Source organism: Pseudomonas sp. NPDC089530 (assembly GCF_050280705.1).
In the GTDB taxonomy this organism is placed as follows: domain Bacteria; phylum Pseudomonadota; class Gammaproteobacteria; order Pseudomonadales; family Pseudomonadaceae; genus Aquipseudomonas.
Genome location: NZ_JBNNVU010000108.1, coordinates 1 through 16,298, shown reverse-complemented (window position 1 = coordinate 16,298; position 16,298 = coordinate 1). Strand labels below are relative to the sequence as shown.

Sequence of the window (16,298 nt, the reverse complement as noted above, 5' to 3'; positions counted from 1 at the left end):
TATCACCCAGACCCCCGACCATCGGGAGTGAAGGCATGAGCGAAGAAAACACCTACGACTCGAGCAGCATTAAAGTGCTGAAAGGTTTGGATGCCGTACGCAAACGTCCCGGTATGTACATTGGTGACACCGACGATGGCAGCGGTCTGCACCATATGGTGTTCGAGGTGGTCGATAACTCGATCGACGAAGCTCTGGCCGGCCACTGCGACGACATCAGCATCATCATCCACCCGGACGAATCCATCACCGTGCGTGACAACGGTCGTGGCATCCCGGTAGACGTGCATAAAGAAGAAGGCGTTTCTGCGGCCGAGGTCATCATGACCGTGCTGCACGCCGGTGGTAAGTTCGACGACAACTCCTATAAGGTTTCCGGCGGTCTGCACGGTGTGGGTGTGTCGGTGGTGAACGCCCTGTCCGAAGAGCTGGTCCTGACCGTTCGCCGCAGCGGCAAGATCTGGGAACAGACCTACGTTCACGGTGTGCCTCAGGCGCCGATGGCGATCGTGGGCGACAGTGAAACCACCGGTACCCAGATCCACTTCAAGGCTTCCAAGGAAACCTTCAAGAACATTCACTTCAGCTGGGACATCCTGGCCAAGCGCATTCGTGAACTGTCCTTCCTCAACTCCGGCGTGGGTATCGTTCTGAAGGACGAGCGCACCGGCAAGGAAGAACTGTTCAAGTACGAAGGCGGCCTGCGTGCGTTCGTTGAGTACCTGAACACCAACAAGACCGCGGTCAACCAGGTGTTCCACTTCAACATCCAGCGTGAAGACGGCATCGGCGTGGAAATCGCCCTGCAGTGGAACGACAGCTTCAACGAAAACCTGCAGTGCTTTACCAACAACATTCCGCAGCGCGACGGCGGTACCCACCTGGTGGGCTTCCGTTCGGCGTTAACCCGTAACCTGAACAACTACATCGAGCAGGAAGGCCTGGCGAAGAAGCACAAAGTCGCCACCACCGGTGACGATGCCCGGGAAGGCCTGACCGCGATTATTTCGGTGAAGGTGCCGGATCCGAAGTTCAGCTCCCAGACCAAGGACAAGCTGGTGTCTTCCGAAGTGAAGACCGCAGTCGAACAGGAAATGGGCAAGTACTTCTCCGACTTCCTGCTGGAGAACCCGAACGAAGCCAAGCTGGTGGTCGGCAAGATGCTCGACGCCGCCCGTGCTCGCGAAGCGGCCCGTAAAGCCCGTGAGATGACCCGCCGTAAAGGCGCGCTGGATATCGCCGGCCTGCCGGGCAAACTGGCGGACTGCCAGGAAAAGGACCCTGCCCTTTCTGAACTGTACCTGGTGGAAGGTGACTCTGCTGGCGGCTCCGCCAAGCAGGGACGTAACCGCAAGACCCAGGCGATCCTGCCGCTCAAGGGCAAGATTCTCAACGTCGAGAAAGCGCGCTTCGACAAGATGATCTCTTCGCAAGAGGTGGGCACCTTGATCACCGCACTCGGTTGCGGCATCGGCCGCGAAGAGTACAACATCGACAAGCTGCGTTATCACAACATCATCATCATGACCGACGCCGACGTCGACGGTTCGCACATCCGCACCCTGCTGCTGACCTTCTTCTTCCGTCAGTTGCCGGAGCTGATCGAGCGTGGCTACATCTACATCGCGCAACCGCCGCTGTACAAGGTCAAGAAAGGCAAGCAAGAGCAATACATCAAAGACGACGACGCCATGGAAGAGTACATGACGCAGTCGGCCCTGGAAGATGCCAGCCTGCACCTGAACGAAGACGCACCGGGTATTTCCGGCGAGGCGCTGGAGCGCTTGGTGAACGACTTCCGTATGGTGATGAAGACCCTCAAGCGTCTGTCGCGCCTGTACCCGCAGGAGCTGACCGAGCACTTCATCTACTTGCCGGCCGTGAGCCTGGAGCAACTGTCCGATCACACGGCGATGCAGGATTGGCTGGCCAAGTTCGATGCCCGCCTGCGTTCTTCCGAGAAGTCGGGCCTGGTCTACAAGGCCAGCCTGCGTGAAGACCGTGAACGTAACGTCTGGCTGCCAGAGGTCGAACTGATCTCCCACGGCCTGTCGAGTTACGTCACCTTCAACCGCGACTTCTTCGGCAGCAACGACTACAAGACCGTCGTTTCCCTCGGCGCTCAATTGAGCACCCTGCTGGACGAAGGCGCTTATGTGCAGCGTGGCGAACGCAAGAAAGCGGTGACCGAGTTCAAGGAAGCCCTGGACTGGCTGATGGCGGAAAGCACCAAGCGCCACACCATTCAGCGATACAAAGGTCTGGGCGAGATGAACCCGGATCAGCTGTGGGAAACCACCATGGACCCGACCGTGCGCCGCATGCTCAAGGTCACCATCGAAGACGCCATCGGCGCTGACCAGATCTTCAACACCCTGATGGGTGATGCGGTCGAGCCTCGTCGTGATTTCATCGAAAGCAATGCCCTGGCGGTCTCCAACCTGGACTTCTGATTCGGGTTGCAGCGCCAAAATGAAAAAGGCCAACGCTCAGCGTTGGCCTTTTTTATTGCCCGGAATAAAGCGGCGCCCTACTCGGTTGTCGCAACACTTTCCAGGCGATAGCCATAACCGTAGATGGTCAGCAGCTGCCAGCCACGATCCGCGGTCAGCCCCAGTTTGTTGCGCAGGCGGTAGATGTGGGTGTCGAGGGGACGGGAGGAGACGATTTCCTCATGGGTCCAGAACCGCTCGTAGAGGTACTCCCGGGACAGCGGCCGCCCCAGGTTGGCGAACAGGCAGCGGGCCAGGCGGTACTCGCGCTCGGTAAGGCTGATCGGGCAACCGGCGCGGGTCACGGTCAGTTCGGCGTCGTCGAAGGCCAGGTCGTTGAAGGTTTGCACCTCGACCGCCGCCGAACGCTGCAGGCCATTACGCCGCAGGACGGCGGTCACCCGGGCCTTGAGTTCGTTGGGACGGAAAGGTTTGCTCACGTAGTCGTCGGCGCCGGTGTTGAGTGCCTGGACGATATCGCTCTCGGCATCGCGGCTGGTGAGCATGATGGCCGCCGGTGGTGCTTCCATGTGTTCGCGGGTCCAGCGCAGCAATGACAGGCCGCTGAGGTCCGGCAGTTGCCAGTCGAGAATCAGCAGGTCGAAGGTTTCGCGCCGCAGCTGCCGCAGCAGATCCTCGCCACGCTCGAAGCTGTGCAGCGTCCAAGGCTGTTCCCCGGGGCCGGGGATCTGTCGCAGTGTCTGTTCCACCCGCGCCAGCTCGGCGGGCTCGTCATCCAGTATTGCGACACGCATGCGGGGCAGTTCCTTTTATCGCGAGAGAGTGCAGAGGCTGTTCTTGAGGCCTTCTGGCGCTGAGTTTAGGCCGTTAGGACGAATCTGAACAATTGTGGCGAATTGCTCTGACTCATACCTTTGCTCGGTACGCTGATGTCATATCGCCGGTAGCCGACAGGAGCACTGTCCCGGCCTGCACTCGTTGCAGAACGATACCGGCTCGAACGTGCAAGGAAAAGGACCATGGGGAATATGCTGGGGAAGGGACGGCTGCTGGGGGCGAGCCTGTTGCAGGCAGCGGACCAGGCTCGATTGGCCACACTGATGCTCGCGGCTTGCCTGAGCCTGGGCTCGACCGCGGAACCACCCGCGCTGCCGTCCTCGGACTATGCCCTGCCGGTGCAACGCTATTTCAGCCCGTCGGTGACGCCTATCGGCTTCAGCGATTCCCAAGGGTTCGCCCCCATCAGCGCGCCACAGATGGCACAGCCCGTGGTGCGGCAGGAGCAGCAGCGTTGGGTGTTCTGAATCAGACAATTCTGAAGAAATATTGCAAACCGGCCCGGTCCGCACGACGTGCCGGTACATTCATAGTCGCTGAGTGGCACACAGGGGCAATCGGAAGTGCTCCGACACAGGGAGTGTCATCCGCCGGATTGGCGGGCGTCAGGCCGGAGCTTGTCTCCGGGTTGCAGTACAGGGGAATACAAGGAGTGCCTCCTCAGGACGTAATGCTCCGACACAGGGATGTGTCATCCCTCCTCTCCCGCGCGGCCCCACGGCGCCGCCAGCCAAACCACAATCCCTCATTTCTATCTGTGAAGGCCTCTGATGAAAACATTCGGCGCTGAATTTTTCGGTACGTTCTGGTTGGTCCTGGGCGGATGCGGGAGCGCCGTGCTGGCGGCCGGCGTTCCGCAGTTCGGGATCGGTTATCTGGGTGTGGCCCTGGCCTTTGGCCTGACGGTCCTGACCATGGCTTACGCTGTCGGCCCGATTTCCGGCGGGCATTTCAACCCCGCGGTTTCGGTTGGCTTGTGGTTGAGCGGGCGTTTCCCCGGCAGCCGGCTGTTGCCTTACATCGTCGCCCAGGTGCTCGGTGGCCTCGCCGCCGGTGGCGTGCTGTACCTGATCGCTTCCGGCAAGGCCGGCTTCGACGCGTCGGCAGGCTTCGCGGCCAACGGTTATGGCGAACACTCGCCAAGCGGTTACTCGATGTTCGCCGCGCTGCTGACCGAGGTCGTGCTCACGGCGATGTTCCTCCTGATCATCCTGGGTGCCACCGCCAAGCGTGCATCCGCCGGCTTCGCCCCCATCGCCATCGGCCTGGCGCTGACCCTGATCCACCTGATCAGCATTCCGGTCACCAACACCTCGGTCAACCCGGCCCGCAGTACCGCGGTGGCCTTTTTCGCCGGCGAGTGGGCGGTGTCCCAGCTGTGGCTGTTCTGGGTCGCTCCCCTGTTGGGCGCTGGCCTGGGCGCGCTGGCTTATCGGTTGATCTCCAGCGAGCGGGACTGACCCGGACGGCTGCAGGGCGGATTCGCCTCCAGCCAGCGATGCCCTCGAACAGCACAGCCGCTTTCCAGCGGTTGTGCTGTTTGTCCTGTAAGGAATGACCCTGGCCCGCCTTGTTCGAGAGGTATGGCCAGAACGCCAATAATGCAGTTCTAATGGCACGGACTTCAGAAGAGCGCGACTACGGACCCCATGAACCCATGACTTCCTTGCACCTCCGCCACCGGGCCTTGCTCGCGTCGTTTCTTCTCGGCAGCGCAATGGCCTTTTCCACCGCGCAGGCTGCCATTGCGGCCCCCAAGCGCCCTCCCTACATCGACGACAACCAGCAATGCCGCGGCCAGCCGCTGCCGGCGACGGTCGAGCACCTCACGGGCGAAGCCTGGAAGCTGGATACCAAAGGTAACCAGATCCCCCTGGAAGAAGGCATGAGCGTCGATGAACTCGAAGGGGTGAAGACCTCGCCTTCGGCCTTTGTCAGCCTGTCCCTGGGCGACGGTTCGCTGGTGGTGCTGCCTTCCAGTTCGCAGATCACCCTGCACCTGAATGAAGAGCATGCGATCCCACAGCTCGCGCTCGAACAGGGGCAGATCGAATCCTATGTGGTCAAGCGCCCGAGCGATTACGACCGCTTCCAGATCGTCACGCCGACCGGCGTGCTGGGGGTGCGCGGCACACACTTCCGGGTGCGCAACGACGATCAGCACTCGCTGGTGGAAGTGCTCAACGGCCAGGTCGCGGTCAACCGCGAGGACGCTGAAACCCGGGCGGCAAAAAAGCCCCGGGGCAAAAAGCGCCCTGTGGATAAACCGGTCGGTCCGGTGGCCGGCGAGGTCCAGGTCATGGGGCGCCAAGGTTTACGCATCCAGAAGGAAGGCCCGCTGAAGCCGGTCGACCTGCTGCCCGCGCCGCAACTGCTGGGCCAGGCGGGACGGACCGGGGAGCTGCCGGTCTGGCAACTGATCATGAAGCCGTTGCCGGGGGCCAAGCGCTATCGCGCCCAGGTGGCGACCGACACGGCGTTCCTCAATATCAAGCAGGAACAGTTCTCCAGCACGCCGGAAGTCAATTTCAGCGGCCTGGAAGCCTTTTTCTATCACGTCCGCCTTTCTGCTTTCGACGAGCAGGGCCTCGAGGGAGAGACGGGGGTCTATGACATTTTCTATTACCCCAGGACCACGCGTGTTCAGTAAGCGCGCGGTGATTAGTCGGTGAGGCGCTGGCGCCGACCCGAGGGCCGGGAGTCGACGCAAGCCCAGCGACTGTTTAGCGGTCTGGTGCGGGAATGGGCCTGGGTCAGTCTGGTCCTGCTGCCATTGACCGCGCTGTTGGCGCTGAGCCACGGCTTGGCATTGAACAACCTGCTGTACGACAACCTGCGGCGGCTCAGCCCGCTGCCGGTGGATTCGCGCCTGCTGATGATCAACATCGACGACTACAGCCTGCAGCAGTTGGGCCAGTGGCCCTGGCCGCGCACCGTGCACGCCGACCTGCTGGACCGGCTGGCGGCGGCCAAGGTCCAGGGCGTGCTGTTCGATGTGATCTTCAGCGAACCCGACAGTGTCCCCGCGAACGATCAACGCCTGGCCCAAGCGGTTTGCCATGGCGGGAACGTATTCCTGCCGCTGCTGCGCGAGAGCGTGGCCCGCTACGGCCAACCGCTGGGCGAGATCGCCCCGGTGTCGTCGTTGAGCCAGTGCGCCAAGGCGGTCGGGCATATCAATGCCGAAGCCGACGCCGACGGTACGGTGCGCAGCGTCTATCTGCGCGAAGGTCCGCCGCAGGCGCCCAAGGCGCAATTGGCCTGGCTGCTTTATCAACAGGCACACCCGGCGGATAGCCGCTTGACGATGCCGGGCTCGGACACCGCGCAGATCGCCCAGGGCTGGCTGCGCAGCAATGAAATACGCATCCCTTTCATCAGCCCCCAGGCCGGGTTTCCCAGTGTTCCCTATGTCAGCGTGTTGCGCGGCGAAGTCCCGCCGCAGCTGTTGCATGACCGGCTGATCCTGATCGGCACCACCGCGCCGGGCCTGGGCGACCGTTATGTCACCCCGCAGTCGGCCAGCGTCGGGACCACTCCGGGTGTCGAGATCCAGGCCAACCTGCTCAACGGCCTATTGCAGCAGCGCAGCATCGTGGCTCTGGGGCAATGGCCGGCGGCGGCGCTGTCGGTGCTGCTGGTGGCGGCCCTGCTGGGCTTGCTGCTGGTACGGCCACGGCATGCCTTGTGGCTGACCCTGGGCTGCATGGCGGTGGCCCTGCTCGGTTCGGCCGGGCTGTTGCGCCTGGGGCTGTGGTGGCCGCCGGTCGCCAGCCTGCTGGGGATGCTGCTGGCCTACCTGATCTGGAACTGGCGGCGCCTGAGCGTGATCCTGGCCTACTTCGGCTGGGAGCTGGCGCGCCTGGACAGCGAGCCGAAGGTCTTGCCCGAGCGCCGGCGTACCCAGGCTCCCGCCGGGGATGTGCTGCAAGGGCAGATCGTGGCGCTGGAACAGGCCCTGAGCCGCACCCGCGATACCCGTCGGTTCATTGCCGATGGCCTGGAATACCTGCCGGTGGCTACCCTGATCAGCGATCCGGACGGACGCGTGCTGCTGGCCAACCGCAACGCCCGCGAAGTGTTCGGCAACGCCCTGATCGGCGAGGACCTGGTTCGGCAACTGGCCGGCCTGGGTTATCCCGGTTTGCAGGACGGGCAGCGCCCTGCCCTGTCCCAGCTACAGGCCCTGGAGTTTCGCGATGTCGAACAGCGCAGCCTGCGCGTGGACCTGGCGCCCCTGCTGCCGATCGACAGCGAAACGCCGATCGGCTGGCTGCTGAGCCTCACCGACCTGAGCCTCGAGCGGGATGCCGAGCAGCAGCGGGCGACCCTGCTGCGCTTCCTGTCCCATGACCTGCGCGCACCGCATTCGGCGATCCTGGCCTTGCTCGATGTGCAGCGGCACGAGGGTTCCGGCGACACACAGATCTACGGCCAGATCGAACTGCAGGTGCGCCGCGCCCTGGGGCTCACCGAGGCCTTCGTGCAACTGGCGAAAGCCGAATCCGAGGCCTACCAGTTCCAGCCGAGCATGTTCGCCATGCTGGTGCTGGACGCCTTCGACCAGGCCACGACCATCGCCCAGCTGAAAAACATCCAGCTGGTGCATGACCTTGACGACGAGGCGGAAGGGATGGTCCTGGCCGACCAGTCCCTGCTGACCCGGGCTCTGTTCAACCTGCTGGAGAACGCCATCAAGTACAGCCCCGCGGGCTCCACCGTGCGGGTGCAGGTCGCCTGTGCCCAAGGCTGGTTGACCTGCGATATCAGCGACCAGGGCCAAGGCATCGCCGACGACGATCTGCCGCAGCTGTTCGTGCAGTACCAGCGCTTTGCCTCGGCCCAGGGCAGCGAAGGCCTGGGGCTCGGCTTGTCGATGGTCAAGGCGGTGGTCGACCGGCACGAGGGCCGGATTGTCTGTAAGAGCGTGGTGGGGCACGGCACCACCTTCAGCCTGCAACTGCCGTTGCTGGAAGAGTGATTCAATGAAAAGGCCAACGCAGGGTGCGTTGGCCTTTTCCTCATGCAGCGCCCGTTCTGCCTAGGAGGTAGGCGGGCTGATCCATTCGAAGCTTGGCGCGCCATGGCGTGCATCGGTCTTGTCGCTGATCGGGGTTTCCATCATTTCCTGGGCTATGGGCGTAAAGCCGTGCATGCCGTTGATGATCGCGTCGTAGAGCACGGCCGGGTGTCCATTGAAGGCCTGTTCCAACTGCTGGAGCATCAAAGAGTACTGCTGATTGAACGACCTGTTGAGGTGGGCCAGGCGCGAGCCAGCAGGATAGTCGCTGTGCTTGGGGTTACGAATGATCGGGAAAACGGCGTTGTAGTCGACCTCGAATCGTTCACCACTTGGCGGCTCCGAGGGTTTGTCACCCGGCCGGTAGCGACGACCTTCGGCGATTTCCTTGAAACGGAAGTAGTGGGCGACTTCTTCGGGCTGGTCAAAGTAGTGCAGGTCCAGGTCGAACACCGACATGTCTGCGCCCTCCCCTTGCTCGATGATCGTTTGCAGCGCCTCCCTGGCGGTGTCCATGCCGGTAATGACGATCGGTTTCCCCGCTCCTCCCCAGTAGAACTGTTCGTTGATCTGTTTGCCCGGGTCGCCACAGAACACCTGCGATGGCGGGTAGGTTGCGCAGAGCGTTTCGAGCATGGTGATGATGCTTTGGTAAAAATCGCCGATCGTCAGCTCCGGTATGGCGATTCTCTCCTGCGTCAGCAGCCGCTCACGACGCGCCAGGTCGGCAGGGAGTTCGATCTGCAGGAAGGTCTGAATGGACTCGGCTGAAAACGCGGCGAGGTCGACGTCGAACTTGCGATCCTTGAAGGCCTTGCCCTCGAATTCCATCCGCAACGGATAACCGGGAATGTTGTCTGGCCCCAGGCTGATTTTGCCGCCCAGGCTCGATACCAGGTTTCCCACCAGCACCATGTGCAGCATTTCCTCCATCATCACACTGCGAATCAGGTTGGCGCTGACTCGATTCTTTTCCCGCTTGAGGCTCAATAGCGCGGTGAGATAAGGCGGGATCGTCGAGAGTTCAAGTTCCATCGCCGTTTGCAGCAGGGGGAAAATCTGCGCTTTCTGTTGTTCCAGGCTCATGACTTTCCTCCTTTAGAGGCAGTGTGGGCGTTCAGGTGATCCCCCAGGCGGAGCGCCAGAGCGGTCAAGGTCAAGGTCGGGTTGATGGCGCCGGTGGAGGGAAACACGGCATTGGAGCAGACGTACAGGTTGTCCATGCCGTGCACCTTCAACTGTTCGTCGGTTACGCCCAGGGTCTCGTCCTGGCTCATTCGCAGGGTGCAAGCCGCATGATCGGCACGCCAGGAAATCGTCGATTTAGCCACCGGTGTTGCGCCCATGGCTTCGAAGATCTGTTCCACGTGAGTCTGGATATCGTGCATGCGGGAGTTGAAACCGTCGGCCTGGCTGAAATCGACACAGGTTTCCTGCATGCCCATGTGGTTGAGTCTTTCGAGATTGGTAATGCGGTTGTGCCATTCGCTGAAGATTTCCACCATCCCATGAATCTGTACCTGGGTAGGGCCTGCAACGTACTGGTCCATGTCTTCCCGACCGACACCTTTCTGCATTTTGCTTAGCAGATTGACGGACGGAGAACTGGGGGAGTTGAGCAGCAGGAATTTGCCTTTTTCCTGCTGTGCGGGGCTGTCGAAGTGCCGTGAGCACAAGGTGGGAAAGTTCATTTCCGGCTGCAGCTGTGCCGGGTTGCCGGGCAAGGTCGCGCTGAACATGAAGTAGGGGTGGGTGATGATGTTTCGCCCCACCAGATCATGTTGATTGCCTATGCCGTTTCTCCAGTACGGGGACGTGGAGCGTAGAAGCAGTTTGGCCGATTCCAGCGTACCGGCAGCGACGACCACCCGTTGTGCCTCGACATTGACCAGTGCCCCGGTCTCGTCTTTGTAGATCACCCCAGATGCGGATTGCCGGTTTGCCACGGTGATCTGTTGAACGATGCTGTTGAGCCGAATTTCGAGGTTGGGGTAGTTGCCCCAGTCTTGCAGATCATCGAGGAAGTTATTGGCGCTGTAACGAGCGCCGAAAGGGCAGTACTTGCAGGTCCCGGTGGTCTGGCAAGGTGCGTGAGTGGAGAGCGTGTCGGATATGCCGTGCCGGGCGATGGGCAAATGTGAATAGGCCATCCCCAGGTTCGCCATCGCCTGGGCGGTAGGTTGGTCTTCAAGGGTGTAGGGGAAGGCCGCGAATGGATAGGCACAACTGCGCGGCACGGTCGGATCGTGGGAGTCCCCCGCCACACCGATATAGTGCTCGGCCTGACCGTAATAAGGTTCCAGTTCCTGATAGTCGAAAGGCCAGTCGATGCTGTGACCGGTGTTGGTGTGCAAGGCGAAGTCTTCGGGCTTGAGGCGAAACGACCACCCCCCCCAGTGCATGGTCGATCCGCCATAGGCTGTCACCCGGGCACCCTCGAGGGGCACGACGGTCCTGCCGGCGCTGATGTTCTCTCCTTCCTGGTCGCGTTCGGGATAGGGTTGATCGTAATACCGGGTGTAAGGAAGCTTGCCGGACACGATGTAATCCTGCCAAATCGCGGCGTCCTTCATTTTGACCTTGCGCCCAGCCTCCAGGATCAGGATCGAGGCATTGGGGTCTTTTGCGAGCAAGCGTTGTGCCAAGGCGGCCGCTGCGATGCCGGAACCAATGATCAGCGTTTCCACGTTCATGGTCAGTCCTCGAATGTACGATAAGGAGCCGGCTGGCCGGGGATGTTGGCGCCACCGATGTAGCCGCAGTAGTTGAGCGCACCGAACGCCTTGAATCCGCCCAGGGATAGCTGTAACGCCATGAACTCGTTGGCCACGGCCTGACGCGTGAGGGCGATGGCTGTTTCAGGGGGAACTTTTGCCGCGTCAGGGTCAGTGAATAAAAAGGCATAGGCCTCGTCTTCACCCAGCTCTTCGATAAGTGATGACATGACTTTCATCGCAGATGAATAGTATTCGCTGTATAGAGGGCGAAGTTTTATCCGATTAAGCATGAAACTATAAAGTTGTGATCTGAAGGGCGATGGATCTTCCATATTTTTCCAATACTTGCCGATATGAACGAACAGTTCCCACATGGCGGAAAATACCTGCTCATCAATAAAGGTTACTGTTTCACTCAGCGGATGCTGTGCTGGCTTCTGGTACATGAGACAACTCCTGACAGGAGTGACTGAAGGAAGTTAGGCATTATTGGGCGAGCCTGTTTCAGGGCAGCCTGGCTGGCGTATCGACGGATCAGGGAGGAACCCGCCGGGTTTGGCAGGCTACAGGGGGAAGTTGTCGAAGAGCATATCGACCGATGTATGGAGCCAAGAGGAACGTAACGACAATATCGCGAGCGACAGTGGTGCGCACTTTAGTTCATCCTTGAAAAGTATGGCATCCATTCATCATGCTTAGTTATATCTAGCAGAGTCAGGTAAGAACGCAAGAAGCGTATTTTTCAATAATAAGTTGAATGAGAAGCACTTTTGATAGTTAAGAGCCAACAGCGTTTAGCAAGATGCTTGTTAGTCCGAAATCAATCCGTAGATGATTGTTTACCGTACATCGGCGCTGGATAAACCGCCGGGCATTCTGTACCAGCGTTTGGTGAGTGGTCTTGGGGTCGGCGTTTGAATGTTCAGGTGTTGACGAACGGGCCCCGGGTTTGGCGGATGGCCCTCTGACCCTCAAAAAAAATGCCCCGACAGGGTCGGGGCATGGGTTCCGGTTGGATCAGCTGCTGCTTTCAAACCCTTTGGTGAGGGGAAAGCACGGTCGTCATAAAAACTTATGCACGTTTTCCAAGGTTTTATGAGGTTAGGAAATATCTATATAAATCATAAGCCTAGTTAATAAATACGACAGATTTCAGGGAAACGGTACACAGGTTATCCACAGAAACTCAGCCCGCCATTTTGTCCGGCGCCGCCGCGACCGGAGGCAGCGACCCCATGTCCCGCTGCGCCTGTTCGTTCCAGGCCGCGACCCGGTCGTTGAGCTCGGCGATAGCCCGGGGGCCGGAGCCTTCGGCATGCATTGGCGCGCCGATCATCACGGTGATGGTCCCGGGGTGCCTGATCCAGCCGGTCTTCGGCCAGAACTTGCCGGCGTTGTGGGCCACGGGCAGCACGGGCAGGTCGGCGTTGACCGCCAGGGCGCTGCCGCTGCGGGAGAACTTGCCGATCTGGCCATAGGGCACCCGGGTGCCTTCCGGGAAGATCAGGACCCAGACGTTGTCCTTGAGCAACTCGTCGCCCTTGCTGGCCACCTGCTTGAGCGCGGCCTTGGGATTGTCACGGTCGATGGCGATCGGGCGCAGCATGGCCATGGCCCAGCCGAAGAACGGCACGTACAGCAGTTCACGCTTGAGCACTTGGCTCAGGGGTGAGAAATAGGCCGAGAGAAAGAACGTCTCCCAGGTGCTCTGGTGGTTCGAGACGATCACGCAAGGTCGTTCAGGGATGTTTTCCGCGCCCTTCACTTCCACGTTGATCTTGAGAAACACCTTGGCCAGCCACAATGCGCAGCGGCACCAATAGACGTTGATGAAGCGATAGCGCGCCTTGAACGGCAGAAAGGGCGCGATAAAAAAGCTCAGGGAGCACCACAGCAACGAACTGGTGCCCAGCAGCAGGTAAAAGAAGAAGGTTCTGATTGCCTGCACGATCGACATAGCGGCGTTTACCGTTGCGGGCATTGCCCGCCTCTGAAAAAGCGCACCCCCGAACAGTCCCTGGCCAGGATGTCGGAAGAGCTCTAATTGTGGATAAGTTCAGCGGCAACTGCCGCCAGGTCGTCAAAAATCAAGGTGCCTGCCGGTAGGGTTTTCCCCAGGGTCTTTTCGCCTTTCCCGGTCTTTACCAAAACTGGCTGAGAATCGACGGCTTTTGCGGCTTCCAGGTCACCGAGACTGTCGCCCACAAACCAACAACCCGCGAGGTCCACCCGGTAGTGCCGGGCAATGGTCTGCAACATGCCGGGCTTGGGTTTGCGGCAATCGCAGCCTTCGTCCGGGCCATGGGGGCAGTAGACGATGAGGCCGAGTTCGCCGCCCTGCTCGGCCACCAGGGCGCGCAGGCGCTGGTGCATGGCCTCGAGGGTGGCGACATCGTAGTAACCGCGAGCGATGCCCGACTGATTGGTAGCGACCGCTACCGTCCAGCCGGCCTTGCTCAACTGCGCGATGGCTTCGATCGAGCCGGGGAGCGGAATCCACTCCTCCACCGATTTGATGTAAGCGTCGGAGTCGTGATTGATCACCCCGTCCCGATCGAGAATCAGCAGTTTCAACGTCATCAGCTCAGTACGGAAATATCGGCAATGTTGAGGAACAGGCCACGCAGGCGCGCCAGCATGGCGTAGCGGTTCTTGCGCACGCCGAGGTCGTCGGCATTGACCATCACGGCTTCGAAGAAGGCGTCTACCGGCTCGCGCAGGCTGGCCAGGCGCGCCAGGGCCTCGGCGTAGTCACGCTGGGCCATCAATGGCTTGACCGCGTTTTCCGCTTTGACGATGGCCGAGTTGAGCGAGAACTCCTTGGCGTCGGCGAACAGGCCTGGATCGACATCGGTGAAGATGGTCGGCTCGGCTTTGCTGATCAGGTTCGACACGCGCTTGTTCACGGCCGCCAGTGCCTCGGCTTCCGGCAGCTTGCGGAAGGCCTGCACGGCCTGTACGCGCTGGTCGAAGTCCAGGGCCGAACCCGGCTTCAGGGCACGGACCGACAGGTAGGTGGCGACATCCACGCCTTCGTCTTCGTAACGGGCACGCAGACGGTCGAAGATGAACTCCAGCACCTGGTCGGCCAGGCCGGCGGCCTTGACCTTGGTGCCGAACGCAGCGACGGCGAAAGCCACGGCATCGGTCAGGTCCAGGTCGAGCTTCTTGTCGATCAGGATGCGCAGCACGCCCAGGGCGGCACGACGCAGGGCGTAGGGGTCCTTGCTGCCGGTTGGCAGCATGCCGATGCCGAAGATGCCGACCAGGGTGTCGAGCTTGTCGGCGATGGCCACGGCGGCACCGGTGAGGGTGCTTGGCAGTTCGGCGCCGGCACCGCGCGGCATGTACTGCTCGTTCAGCGCCAGGGCGACGTCTTCCGGCTCGCCGTCATTGAGGGCGTAGTAGTAACCGGCGATGCCTTGCATTTCCGGGAACTCGCCGACCATTTCGGTGGCCAGGTCGCACTTGGACAGGATGCCGGCACGGGCTGCGCGCTGGGCGTCGCCGCCGATGTGCGGGGCGATGAAGGCAGCCAGTTTCGAGACGCGCTCGGCCTTGTCGTAGACGCTGCCCAGCTTCTCCTGGAACACCACGTTCTGCAGGCGCTGGTTGAAGTCTTCGAGCTTCTGCTTCTTGTCCTGCTTGAAGAAGAACTCGGCGTCGGTCAGGCGTGGGCGCACGACTTTCTCGTTACCCTCGATGATCTGGCGCGGGTCCTTGCTTTCGATGTTGGCCACGGTGATGAAGCGCGGCAGCAGCTTGCCGTCGACGTCCAGCAGGCAGAAGTACTTCTGGTTGTCCTGCATGGTGGTGATCAGGGCCTCCTGGGGCACTTCGAGGAAACGCTCCTCGAACGAGCACACCAGCGGCACTGGCCATTCCACCAGGGCGGTCACTTCGTCCAGCAGGTCGGCCGGCACGATGGCGGTGCCTTCCTGCATGCGCGCCAGCTCTTCGGTGCGCTTGCTGATCAGCTCGCGACGCTCGTTGGCGTCGGCCAGCACGTAGGCGGCACGCAGGTCGTCCAGGTAGTTGGCCGGCGAGGTGATGCGCACGCTCTGCGGGTGATGGAAGCGATGGCCGCGGGAGTCGCGACCGGCTTTCTGGGCGAGGATGGTGCAGTCGATGACTTCATCGCCCAGCAGCATCACCAGCCATTGGGTCGGACGCACGAACTCTTCCTTGCGCGCGGCCCAACGCATGCGTTTCGGAATCGGCAGGTCGTTCAGCGAGTCTTCGACGATGGTCGGCAGCAGGCTGGCGGTCGGCTTGCCCTTGATGCTCTGGCTGTAGCGCAGCTTCGGTCCGCTCTGGTCGATTTCGCTCAGGTCCACGCCACATTTCTTGGCGAAGCCCAGGGCGGCCTGGGTCGGGTTGCCTTCGGCGTCGAAGGCGGCCTGGCGTGGCGGGCCGTCGAGGTTGATGCTGCGATCCGGCTGCTGGGTGGCCAGCCCGCGGATCATCACCGCCAGGCGGCGCGGAGCGGCGTAGACATGCTTGGCTTCGAAGTTCAGGCCGGCGGCCTGCAGGCCTTTTTCGATACCGCTCAGGAAGGCTTCGGCCAGGGTGTTCAGTGCTTTGGGTGGCAGTTCTTCAGTGCCCAGTTCAACCAGAAAATCTTGCGCACTCATTGTGCCGCCTCCAACTTAGCCAACACTTCATCACGCAGGTCCGGGGTTGCCATCGGGAAGCCCAGCTTGGCGCGGGCCAGCAGGTAGGCTTGCGCGACGGAACGCGCCAGGGTGCGCACACGCAGGATGTACTGCTGACGCGCGGTCACGGAAATCGCGCGACGGGCATCCAGCAGGTTGAAGGTGTGCGAGGCCTTGAGGACCATTTCATAGCTCGGCAACGGCAGCGGCTGATCCAGTTCGATCAGGCGCTTGGCTTCGCTTTCATAGAAATCGAACAGTTCGAACAGCTTCTCGACGTTGGCGTGTTCGAAGTTGTAGGTCGACTGCTCCACTTCGTTCTGGTGGAACACGTCGCCGTAGGTGACCTTGCCGAACGGACCGTCGGCCCAGACCAGGTCGTAGACCGAGTCCACGCCCTGCAGGTACATGGCCAGGCGTTCCAGGCCATAGGTGATCTCGCCGGTCACCGGGTAGCACTCGATGCCACCGGCCTGCTGGAAGTAGGTGAACTGAGTCACTTCCATGCCGTTGAGCCAGACTTCCCAGCCCAGGCCCCAGGCCCCATTTTTCTCCCTGAATTTTGTAGCAGTAGGTTGATATCTATTTTTTGGGGTCAAATCATTCTGGATCAGTA

General features: G+C 61.1%; 12 protein-coding genes and 1 pseudogene. 5 read left to right on the top strand and 8 right to left on the bottom strand.

The window, feature by feature from the left end:
* Window positions 1-35 precede the first annotated feature (35 nt).
* Window positions 36-2,453: a DNA topoisomerase (ATP-hydrolyzing) subunit B gene (gene gyrB, locus ACQKQA_RS26595; protein ID WP_427564062.1), complete on the top strand. Its 2,418-nt coding sequence runs from the start codon at window positions 36-38 to the stop codon at window positions 2,451-2,453.
* A 77-nt stretch (window positions 2,454-2,530) separates the two neighbouring features.
* On the opposite strand, the gene ACQKQA_RS26590 is transcribed toward gyrB, so the two are convergent.
* On the bottom strand, window positions 2,531-3,247 hold the full coding sequence (locus ACQKQA_RS26590; protein ID WP_427564058.1) for a response regulator transcription factor: 717 nt from the start codon (window positions 3,245-3,247) through the stop codon (window positions 2,531-2,533).
* Window positions 3,248-3,481: 234 nt separating this feature from the next.
* Between ACQKQA_RS26590 and ACQKQA_RS26585 the strand changes: the two genes are divergently transcribed.
* The 4 genes from ACQKQA_RS26585 (at window position 3,482) to ACQKQA_RS26570 (ending at window position 8,271) form a co-directional block, all read left to right on the top strand.
* Window positions 3,482-3,757, top strand: coding sequence for a hypothetical protein (locus tag ACQKQA_RS26585; RefSeq protein WP_427564056.1), 276 nt, complete (start codon window positions 3,482-3,484; stop codon window positions 3,755-3,757).
* Between the two features lie 303 nt (window positions 3,758-4,060).
* On the top strand, window positions 4,061-4,750 hold the full coding sequence (gene aqpZ, locus ACQKQA_RS26580; RefSeq protein ID WP_427564054.1) for an aquaporin Z: 690 nt from the start codon (window positions 4,061-4,063) through the stop codon (window positions 4,748-4,750).
* A 197-nt stretch (window positions 4,751-4,947) separates the two neighbouring features.
* Complete coding sequence (locus tag ACQKQA_RS26575; RefSeq protein ID WP_427564052.1) at window positions 4,948-5,940, top strand: FecR family protein; 993 nt, start codon at window positions 4,948-4,950, stop codon at window positions 5,938-5,940.
* An 18-nt stretch (window positions 5,941-5,958) separates the two neighbouring features.
* Window positions 5,959-8,271, top strand: a complete 2,313-nt coding sequence (locus ACQKQA_RS26570; RefSeq protein WP_427564051.1) for a CHASE2 domain-containing protein — start codon at window positions 5,959-5,961, stop codon at window positions 8,269-8,271.
* Between the two features lie 60 nt (window positions 8,272-8,331).
* Here the strand turns inward: ACQKQA_RS26570 and ACQKQA_RS26565 are convergent, their stop codons facing one another.
* From ACQKQA_RS26565 to ACQKQA_RS26535, 7 genes and pseudogenes are all read right to left on the bottom strand, one after another.
* Window positions 8,332-9,396, bottom strand: a complete 1,065-nt coding sequence (locus ACQKQA_RS26565; RefSeq protein WP_427564049.1) for a ferritin-like domain-containing protein — start codon at window positions 9,394-9,396, stop codon at window positions 8,332-8,334.
* A complete protein-coding gene (locus ACQKQA_RS26560; RefSeq protein WP_427564047.1) occupies window positions 9,393-11,003 on the bottom strand; it encodes a GMC oxidoreductase in 1,611 nt (536 codons plus the stop codon). The genes ACQKQA_RS26565 and ACQKQA_RS26560 overlap by 4 nt, the downstream gene beginning before the upstream one ends.
* Before the next feature lie 2 nt (window positions 11,004-11,005).
* Window positions 11,006-11,473, bottom strand: coding sequence for a hypothetical protein (locus ACQKQA_RS26555; protein ID WP_427564045.1), 468 nt, complete (start codon window positions 11,471-11,473; stop codon window positions 11,006-11,008).
* Window positions 11,474-12,213: 740 nt separating this feature from the next.
* Window positions 12,214-12,984 (bottom strand): lysophospholipid acyltransferase family protein, encoded by a 771-nt coding sequence (locus ACQKQA_RS26550; RefSeq protein ID WP_427564060.1) that lies wholly within the window; start codon window positions 12,982-12,984, stop codon window positions 12,214-12,216.
* 83 nt (window positions 12,985-13,067) lie between these two features.
* The gene (gene gmhB, locus ACQKQA_RS26545) at window positions 13,068-13,607 is read right to left on the bottom strand and encodes a D-glycero-beta-D-manno-heptose 1,7-bisphosphate 7-phosphatase (RefSeq protein ID WP_427564044.1); all 540 of its coding nucleotides are present in this window, start codon (window positions 13,605-13,607) and stop codon (window positions 13,068-13,070) included.
* Window positions 13,607-15,661 (bottom strand): glycine--tRNA ligase subunit beta, encoded by a 2,055-nt coding sequence (gene glyS, locus ACQKQA_RS26540; protein WP_427564042.1) that lies wholly within the window; start codon window positions 15,659-15,661, stop codon window positions 13,607-13,609. The genes gmhB and glyS overlap by 1 nt, the downstream gene beginning before the upstream one ends.
* Window positions 15,658-16,227, bottom strand: a pseudogene (locus ACQKQA_RS26535) (glycine--tRNA ligase subunit alpha); the annotation flags it as partial. The pseudogene ACQKQA_RS26535 and the gene glyS, both read right to left, overlap by 4 nt.
* Window positions 16,228-16,298 lie beyond the last annotated feature (71 nt).

Excerpts from the sequence above, each read along its gene's own strand:
- gyrB (WP_427564062.1), top strand. The coding sequence starts at position 36 with ATGAGCGAAGAAAACACCTACGACTCGAGCAGCATTAAAGTGCTGAAA.
- ACQKQA_RS26590 (WP_427564058.1), bottom strand. The coding sequence starts at position 3,247 with ATGCGTGTCGCAATACTGGATGACGAGCCCGCCGAGCTGGCGCGGGTG.
- ACQKQA_RS26585 (WP_427564056.1), top strand. The coding sequence starts at position 3,482 with ATGCTGGGGAAGGGACGGCTGCTGGGGGCGAGCCTGTTGCAGGCAGCG.
- aqpZ (WP_427564054.1), top strand. The coding sequence starts at position 4,061 with ATGAAAACATTCGGCGCTGAATTTTTCGGTACGTTCTGGTTGGTCCTG.
- ACQKQA_RS26575 (WP_427564052.1), top strand. The coding sequence starts at position 4,948 with ATGACTTCCTTGCACCTCCGCCACCGGGCCTTGCTCGCGTCGTTTCTT.
- ACQKQA_RS26565 (WP_427564049.1), bottom strand. The coding sequence starts at position 9,396 with ATGAGCCTGGAACAACAGAAAGCGCAGATTTTCCCCCTGCTGCAAACG.
- ACQKQA_RS26560 (WP_427564047.1), bottom strand. The coding sequence starts at position 11,003 with ATGAACGTGGAAACGCTGATCATTGGTTCCGGCATCGCAGCGGCCGCC.
- ACQKQA_RS26555 (WP_427564045.1), bottom strand. The coding sequence starts at position 11,473 with ATGTACCAGAAGCCAGCACAGCATCCGCTGAGTGAAACAGTAACCTTT.
- ACQKQA_RS26550 (WP_427564060.1), bottom strand. The coding sequence starts at position 12,984 with ATGTCGATCGTGCAGGCAATCAGAACCTTCTTCTTTTACCTGCTGCTG.
- gmhB (WP_427564044.1), bottom strand. The coding sequence starts at position 13,607 with ATGACGTTGAAACTGCTGATTCTCGATCGGGACGGGGTGATCAATCAC.
- glyS (WP_427564042.1), bottom strand. The coding sequence starts at position 15,661 with ATGAGTGCGCAAGATTTTCTGGTTGAACTGGGCACTGAAGAACTGCCA.